4 protein-coding genes are annotated in these 6,978 nt (G+C 68.1%); all 4 read right to left on the bottom strand.

The window, feature by feature from the left end:
* Positions 1-403: 403 nt before the first annotated feature.
* Entirely contained in the window at positions 404-5,278 is a 4,875-nt protein-coding gene (locus E1292_RS16420) for an NAD-glutamate dehydrogenase (protein ID WP_132596079.1), read from the bottom strand.
* Between the two features lie 38 nt (positions 5,279-5,316).
* A complete protein-coding gene (locus tag E1292_RS16415; protein WP_220446871.1) occupies positions 5,317-6,120 on the bottom strand; it encodes a tryptophan 2,3-dioxygenase in 804 nt (267 codons plus the stop codon).
* An 84-nt stretch (positions 6,121-6,204) separates the two neighbouring features.
* Positions 6,205-6,402: a zf-HC2 domain-containing protein gene (locus E1292_RS16410; protein WP_132333655.1), complete on the bottom strand. Its 198-nt coding sequence runs from the start codon at positions 6,400-6,402 to the stop codon at positions 6,205-6,207.
* Entirely contained in the window at positions 6,402-6,956 is a 555-nt protein-coding gene (locus tag E1292_RS16405; RefSeq protein ID WP_201761090.1) for a sigma-70 family RNA polymerase sigma factor, read from the bottom strand. The genes E1292_RS16410 and E1292_RS16405 overlap by 1 nt, the downstream gene beginning before the upstream one ends.
* Positions 6,957-6,978: the final 22 nt, after the last annotated feature.

Genomic DNA, 6,978 nt, shown 5'->3' with positions numbered 1-6,978 from the left:
CCCTCGACCAGTTCCTCACCGTGGTCCGCAACGACGGCACTCTCACGCGTGCATCCGGTATCTGACTTTCCTTCCTTTACGGCACCGCCAACGGACCCGCACGCGCCGTAACCCCTTCCCGTCCGTCATGGCCGGTCGTGAGGGCTCACGGCTCGCTCGCCGTGACGAGCGTCTTCTTGGCCGTCTCCTTCGCCGAGTCCTTGACCGGTCGGCGCGCCCTCGCCCCTGGACGGCTGACGACAGGTCCCCGTGCTGGGCAGGCACACACCGCCTGCCCTCGTGATCGCCCCCCGAGCCGTCCCCGTGCGGGCGCGATCCAGTGGCGACGCGGGGGGCACCACGGCGGCGCCCGTGGAAAGGCACGGGAAGGGGCGGGCGGCGGTTGGGCGCCCGCCCCTCCGTGTCAGGACTCCGTGTGGGGGAGGTTGCTGGCGGACACCAGGGTGCGGATGGCGCGCAGCGCGACCGAGAGGGTGGCCAGGTCGAAGGTGTCGCTCTCCCAGATCTCCGACAGCGTCTGCCGGGCCCTGGAGACGGCCGCCGTGTTGGCCTCCGTCCACCTGGCCAGCCGCTCCTCCGGCGGCAGGCCCGGCGTGCTGTGGGCGAGCACGTCACGGGTCAGGGAGGCGTGCGCCGCGTAGAGGTCGTCGCGCAGGGCCGAGCGGGCCATCGAGTTCCACCGGTTGTCCCTGGGCAGCGCGATGATGCGCTCCCGGATGCGGGCCAGTTGCAGCCGGTCGGCCAGGTCGAAGTACACCTCCGCCGCCTCGTTGACCGGACGGTCGGTCAGGGAGGAGATCTCCACCATGTCCAGCATCGAGTACGCGGGCACCATGGCGGACACCCGCTCGGCCAGCTCCGGCGGCACGCCCCTGGCGAGGAACGAGTCGCGGCGCTCCTCGTACGCGGCCAGGTCGGGACCGGTCAGCAGCTTGGGGATGTGGGAGACCACGCCGTTGACCGGCTTCATGAAGAAGCCGACCGACCCGGCCAGGTCCAGCGGCGGCCGGCGGTTGACCAGCAGCCAGCGGGTGCCGCGCTCGACCAGCTTGCGGGCCTCCAGCAGCATGGCGATCTGGGTGGCCGTGTCCACCTGCTTGTCCAGCGACTCCACGTCCCGGTAGAAGCTCGGCAGGTCGAACACCTCGCGCGCCACGAGGTAGGCCCGCACGATGTCGGACGTCGAGGCGCCCGTCTCTTCCCCGAAGCGGTACATGAACGTGGTGCCCATGGAGTTGACCAGCTCGTTCACCACGCAGGTGGTGATGATCTCCCGGCGCAGCGGGTGGGCGTCCATGTAGGAGCGGAACCGCTCACGCAGCGCCGACGGGAAGTACGACACCAGCCACGAGGCGAGGTAGGGGTCGTCGGGCAGGTCGGAGGCGAGCACCTCGGCGTCGACGGTCAGCTTGGTGTAGGCCAGCAGCACTGAGAACTCGGGGGCGGTCAGGCCGAGCCTGGCCTGCCGGCGCTCGGCCAGCTGTTTGTCGGAAGGCAGGAACTCCAGCTCCCGGTTGATCAGCCCGTCGCGTTCCAGCCGCCGCAGGTAGCGGGCGTGGATGTGGAGCATCTCGACGGCCTGGGCGCGGGCGGCGGCCAGGACCACGTTCTGGGCGTGGTTGTCGCGCAGCACCAGGCGGGCGACCTCGTCGGTCATCGAGGTGAAGACCTGGTTGCGCTGCTTGTCGGTCAGCTCGCCGTCGCGGACGACCTGGTCCAGCAGGATCTTGATGTTCACCTCGTGGTCGGAGGTGTCGACGCCGGCCGAGTTGTCGATGAAGTCGGTGTTGATCAGGCCGCCGTTCAGCGCGAACTCGATGCGGGCCAGCTGGGTGACCCCCAGGTTGCCGCCTTCGCCGACGACCTTGCAGCGCAGGTCGGCGGCGTCGATCCTGAGCGCGTCGTTGGCCTTGTCGCCCACGTCGACGTGGGACTCGGAGCTCGCCTTGACGTAGGTGCCGATGCCGCCGTTCCACAGCAGGTCGACGGGGGCCCGCAGGATGGCGCTGATCAGGTCGTTGGGCGTCATGGAGGTGACGCCCGCGGGAATGCCGAGCGCCTCGCGCATCGGGGGCGTGATCGGGATGGATTTGGCGGTGCGCGAGAAGACGCCGCCGCCCGCCGAGATCAGCGTGGCGTCGTAGTCCTCCCAGGAGCTGCGTGGCAGCTCGAACAGGCGCTGCCGTTCGCTGAACGAGCGGGCCGCGTCGGGGGTGGGGTCGACGAAGATGTGCCGGTGGTCGAACGCGGCCACCAGCCGGATGTGCTGCGACAGCAGCATGCCGTTGCCGAACACGTCGCCGGACATGTCGCCCACGCCGACCACCGTGAAGTCGGTGCTCTGCACGTCCACGCCCGTGGTGCGGAAGTGGTATTTGACCGACTCCCACGCGCCGCGGGCGGTGATGCCCATGGCCTTGTGGTCGTAGCCGATCGAGCCGCCGGAGGCGAAGGCGTCGCCCAGCCAGAAGTCGTACTCCTTGGCCACGGCGTTGGCGATGTCGGAGAACGTCGCGGTGCCCTTGTCCGCGGCCACGACGAGGTAGGTGTCGGTGCCGTCGTGCCTGACCACGTCGGGCGGCGGGACGACCTGGCCGTCCACGAGGTTGTCGGTGACGTCGAGCAGGCCGGAGATGAACATGCGGTAGCAGGCCACACCCTCGGCCTGCACATCTTCCCGCTTTCCGGACAAAGGCGGCCGTTTAACGACAAACCCACCCTTAGACCCGGTCGGCACAATAACGGTATTTTTAACCATCTGAGCTTTAACCAGACCGAGAATTTCCGTACGGAAGTCCTCCATCCGGTCAGACCACCGCAATCCACCCCGCGCCACTTTCCCGAACCGGAGATGCACGCCCTCGACCCGCGGCGAGTACACGAATATCTCGAACTTGGGCCGCGGAAGGGGCAGGACGCTGATGGCCTGCGGGTCGAACTTGAGCGATATGTACTCTTTTCGCCGCCCATTCGCCGTCTGGAAGAAATTGGTACGCAGCGTGGCCTGGATCATCTCCAGGTACGCCCGCAGCACGCGGTCCTCGTCCAGCGAGGCCACCTCGTCGAGCGCGCCCAGGATCTCCTCGTGGATCGCGTCGGCCAGTTCGGTGCGCACGTCGTCGGGCCGCCGCGGATCGTGCCGGGCCTCGAACAGGCTGACGAGCAGCCGCGCCAGCCGCACGTTGCCCAGGAGCACCCGCTCCATGTACGACTGCGAGAACGTGCTGCCCGCCTGCCGCAGGTATTTCGCGTAGGCCCGCAGGATCTCGACCTGCTCCCAGGTCAGCCCGGCACTCAGGATGAGCGAGTTGAAGTCGTCGGCCTGCACCCGGCCCGTCCACAGGGCGGTGAGCCCGTCCTGGAAGAGCCGTTTGAAGTCCTCCCTGCCGACCTCGTCGGACGGCGTGTAGCGCAGCCCGAAGTCGTAGATCCAGGCGTTCTTGGTGGTGGGGTCGTTGTCGCGGTCGACTTCGTACGGCCGCTCGTCGACCACCTCGACGCCCAGCCGCTGGATGAGCGGCAGCACCTTCGACAGCGAGATGGGCGAGCCGACCTTGTAGATCTTGAGCCGCCGCTCCCCCTCGGTCGCGTCGTACGGCTCGTAGAGGTTGAGCTCGACCTGCCCGTCGTCGTCCGCGCCGACGAGCCGCTCCAGCCGCTGCAGGTCGACCACGGCGACCTTGGGCGGGAAGTCAGCTTTGTACCCCTCGGGGAACGCGAAGGCGTACCGGCGGATGAGCCCGGGCGCCTCCTCCTCCGAGGTCAGCTCCACCAGCGCGGCGGACAGGTCGTCCTCCCAGGAGCGGGTGATGGCCGCCAGCCGCGCCTCCAGCTCCTCCACGTCCACGCTCGGCGGCGGCAGCTGCTTGCCCCGCTCGCCCCGCACGACCACGTGCAGGCGGGCCAGCACCGACTCGCCGATCATGGCGCTGTAGTCGAGCGACGTGCCGCCCAGGGCCTTGAGCAGCACCTCCTGCATCTTCAGCCGGACCTTGGTGGTGTAGCGGTCGCGCGGCAGGTAGATCAGGCAGGAGATGTAACGGCCGTAGTCGTCGCGCCGCAGGAACAACTTGACCTGCTTGCGCTCGCGCAGCCTGAGCACGCCCAGCGCGATCGGCAGGAGCTCGTCGATCGAGGTCTGGAACAGCTCGTCGCGCGGGAACGTCTCGAGGATCTCGATGAGGTCCTTGCCGTCGTGGCTGTCGGGCGCCAGCCCGGCCTGGTCGAGGACGTCGGCCAGCTTCCGCCTGAGCACGGGGATCCGGGAGATCGACTCGTTGTAGGCCACGTGCGTGAACAGGCCGAGGAAACGCCGCTCCCCGATCACCTCGCCCTCGGGCGAGAACACCTTGACCCCGATGTAGTCGAGGTAAGTGGCGCGGTGCACGGTGGCCCGGGAGTTGGCCTTGGTGATGATCATGAGGTGCTTCTCGCGCGCCTTGGCCCGCATCTCGGCGGGCAGCGCGGAGAAGCTGTCGGAGCTGACCTTGTCGTCACGCAGGATGCCCAGCGCCGCACCGGGCAGCGCGCGCAGCGTCTCGCCCTCGTCGGTGTGCTCGAGCCGGTATTCGCGGTAGCCGAGGAAGGTGAAATGCCCGTCGGCGAGCCAGCGCAGCAGGTCGATGCTGTCCTCGACCTCCGCGGGCTCCAGCGGCGGCGGGTTCATGCCCAGGTCCTCCGCAGTCTGGACGGCCAGCGCCCGCATCTTCCTGAAGTCCTCGACCGCGTGCCGCACGTCGGTGAGCACCCGCAGCAGGTCGGTCTCGATTGCCTTGAGCGCGCGCGGGTCGGACTGCCGGTCGACCTCGATGTGCATCCACGACTCGACCAGCATCTGGCCGGTGACGTCCTGCTGGTCCGGGCCGAGCATCCGGCCCGTCATGTCGCGGCGCACCCGCATCTGCGGGTGGACCAGCAGGTGCACGCCCAGGCCGTGCCGGTCGAGCTCCATCGTCACCGAGTCGACGAGGAACGGCATGTCGTCGGTGACCACCTCGACGACCGAGTGCCCGGGGTCCCACCCGTTCTCGTCGATCGTCGGGGTGTAGGCCCGGACCACCGGCCTGCCCTGCGGGCGGACCTCGGCCAGCTGCCTCTGGGACATCGCGGGGCCGTACACGTCAACGGGGTTGCGGTCGAGCAGGTCTTCCGGTGCGACGTGCCGGTAGTAGAGCCGGAGGAAGGACAGCGCCTCGTCGGCGCTCATGTGCTCCGTGCTCGTCGCGCAGATCTCGGCGGCTCGCTGGAGCAGCTCATCCTTGGCCTCGTCGAGCGGCATTTCGCTCTCACTCCTTTGTGAGGGTTCGCCATGGCTGTTCATAGCCAGGCCCTTAGTTCCCACAGCAGCGGGAAGTAGTGCAGGCGCGTTCTACCGCGCAGATAGGGGGCGCCCGTCGAGCCGCCTGTGCCCGACTTGGTGCCGATCTGGCGTTCGACCATCTGGACATGACGCATCCGCCACAGCGCTGTGGTCTCGTCGTGGGTCAGCAGGTCTTCGGCCAGTTGCCACAGGTCGTCGTGGGACCCGCGGTCTCTCGCCACGGCCAGCAGCGAGTTCATGATCTCATCATCGGAGACCGGCAGGCCACGCAGGGACAGCGCGTCGAGATAGGCGTCCCACAGCGTGGGCTCCGACAGCCTGCGGCGCAGCCTGGCGAGATCGGCCTCCTCGGCGTGCCGGAAGCTGCCGAGGTAACGCTCGTCCTTCAGCCCGGACAGGAACTCCAGCTCCCGGAACTGCACGGACTGGAACCCGCTGGCGGGCTCCAGCATCGAGCGGAACTCGAGGAAGTCCTGGGGCGTCATCGTCTCCAGGACCTCGACCTGCTCGACCAGCACCCGCTCGACCGCGTGCACCCGCCGGAACAGGTGCCTGGCCTGCCACAGCTCGCCGCGGGACATGGCCTCGCGGACCGACTCCAGCTCGTGGAGCAGCAGCTTGAACCAGAGCTCGTAGACCTGGTGGACGGTGATGAAGAGCAACTCGTCAGGGGCCTGCGACTGCGGCTGCTGTTGCGCGAGCAACGCGGGCAGGCGGAGGTAGCCACCATACGACAGCCGGCCGCCTTCCTCGCCGAACCGCCGGCGCGGGGGACGGGGCGCATCGCCGTCGATGCCCACCGAACACCTCCCCCCGACCGCCCGGCACTTGCCGCCGGGCGCACGTCTTGCCGTAACCGATACCACCCGAAAAGGGGATAGACGTCAACGTGACATCGACATCGGGGGATCGTCGTCGGAGGTCGAGGAGGCGTTCTTGAGCTCGTCGAGCTGGTCCGGCAGCTCGGCGAGCTCCAGGAGTTCCGCCTGGCATCGCTCGCATGTGTCGAGGTGGCGTTCGAAGGCCTCGTGCTCCTCTTCATCGAGGACGCCGAGGACGTAGGCGGCCACCCCGTCGTGCATCAGCCGGCTACCCCCTTGTCCCGCAGCAGTTCGCGGAGAGCCCGGATTCCGTAGTAGAGCCGGGACTTCACCGTGCCCGGCGGGATCCCCAGAATCTCCGCCGCCTCACTTATCGTACGGTCTCGAAGGTAGGTCTGCTCAATGACTTCGCGGTGTTCCGCGGACAGGCTTCGGAGGGCGTCCGCGACGACCATCGCCGACAGAGCCCGATCCGAACCGTCCGGCACCGCCATCATGTCGACTTCGGGCGGCTCGACCTCCTGCGGCCGAACGCTCTTCCGCCGACGACCATCAATGACTATGCGACGGGCCACGGTAAGCAGCCACGCCCATATAAGGCTTGGTTCCCATTGCAGTCTTGCCGAGTTCCGCCAGGCCCGGACGAGCGTCTCCTGCACAACGTCTTCGGCCCACTGAAGGTCGTTACCTGTGGATTTGCGGACGTGTCGCAGCAGAGGGCCGCCGAACTCCTGGTAAAGCACCGCAATGCGGTGCTCCGCCTCGGCATCCGCACTCTCGAACCTGCCGTCGAGGTGACCTAGCACGGGGCACATCTTTACACCTTCGTTATCCAAG

It is taken from the genome of Nonomuraea deserti (assembly GCF_004348685.1).
Classification (GTDB): domain Bacteria; phylum Actinomycetota; class Actinomycetes; order Streptosporangiales; family Streptosporangiaceae; genus Nonomuraea; species Nonomuraea deserti.
This window is presented reverse-complemented; position numbering and strand designations above follow the sequence as displayed.

Coding starts and splice junctions, on each gene's coding strand:
- E1292_RS16420 (WP_132596079.1), bottom strand. CDS start 5,278: ATGCCGCTCGACGAGGCCAAGGATGAGCTGCTCCAGCGAGCCGCCGAG.
- E1292_RS16410 (WP_132333655.1), bottom strand. CDS start 6,402: ATGCACGACGGGGTGGCCGCCTACGTCCTCGGCGTCCTCGATGAAGAG.
- E1292_RS16405 (WP_201761090.1), bottom strand. CDS start 6,956: ATGTGCCCCGTGCTAGGTCACCTCGACGGCAGGTTCGAGAGTGCGGAT.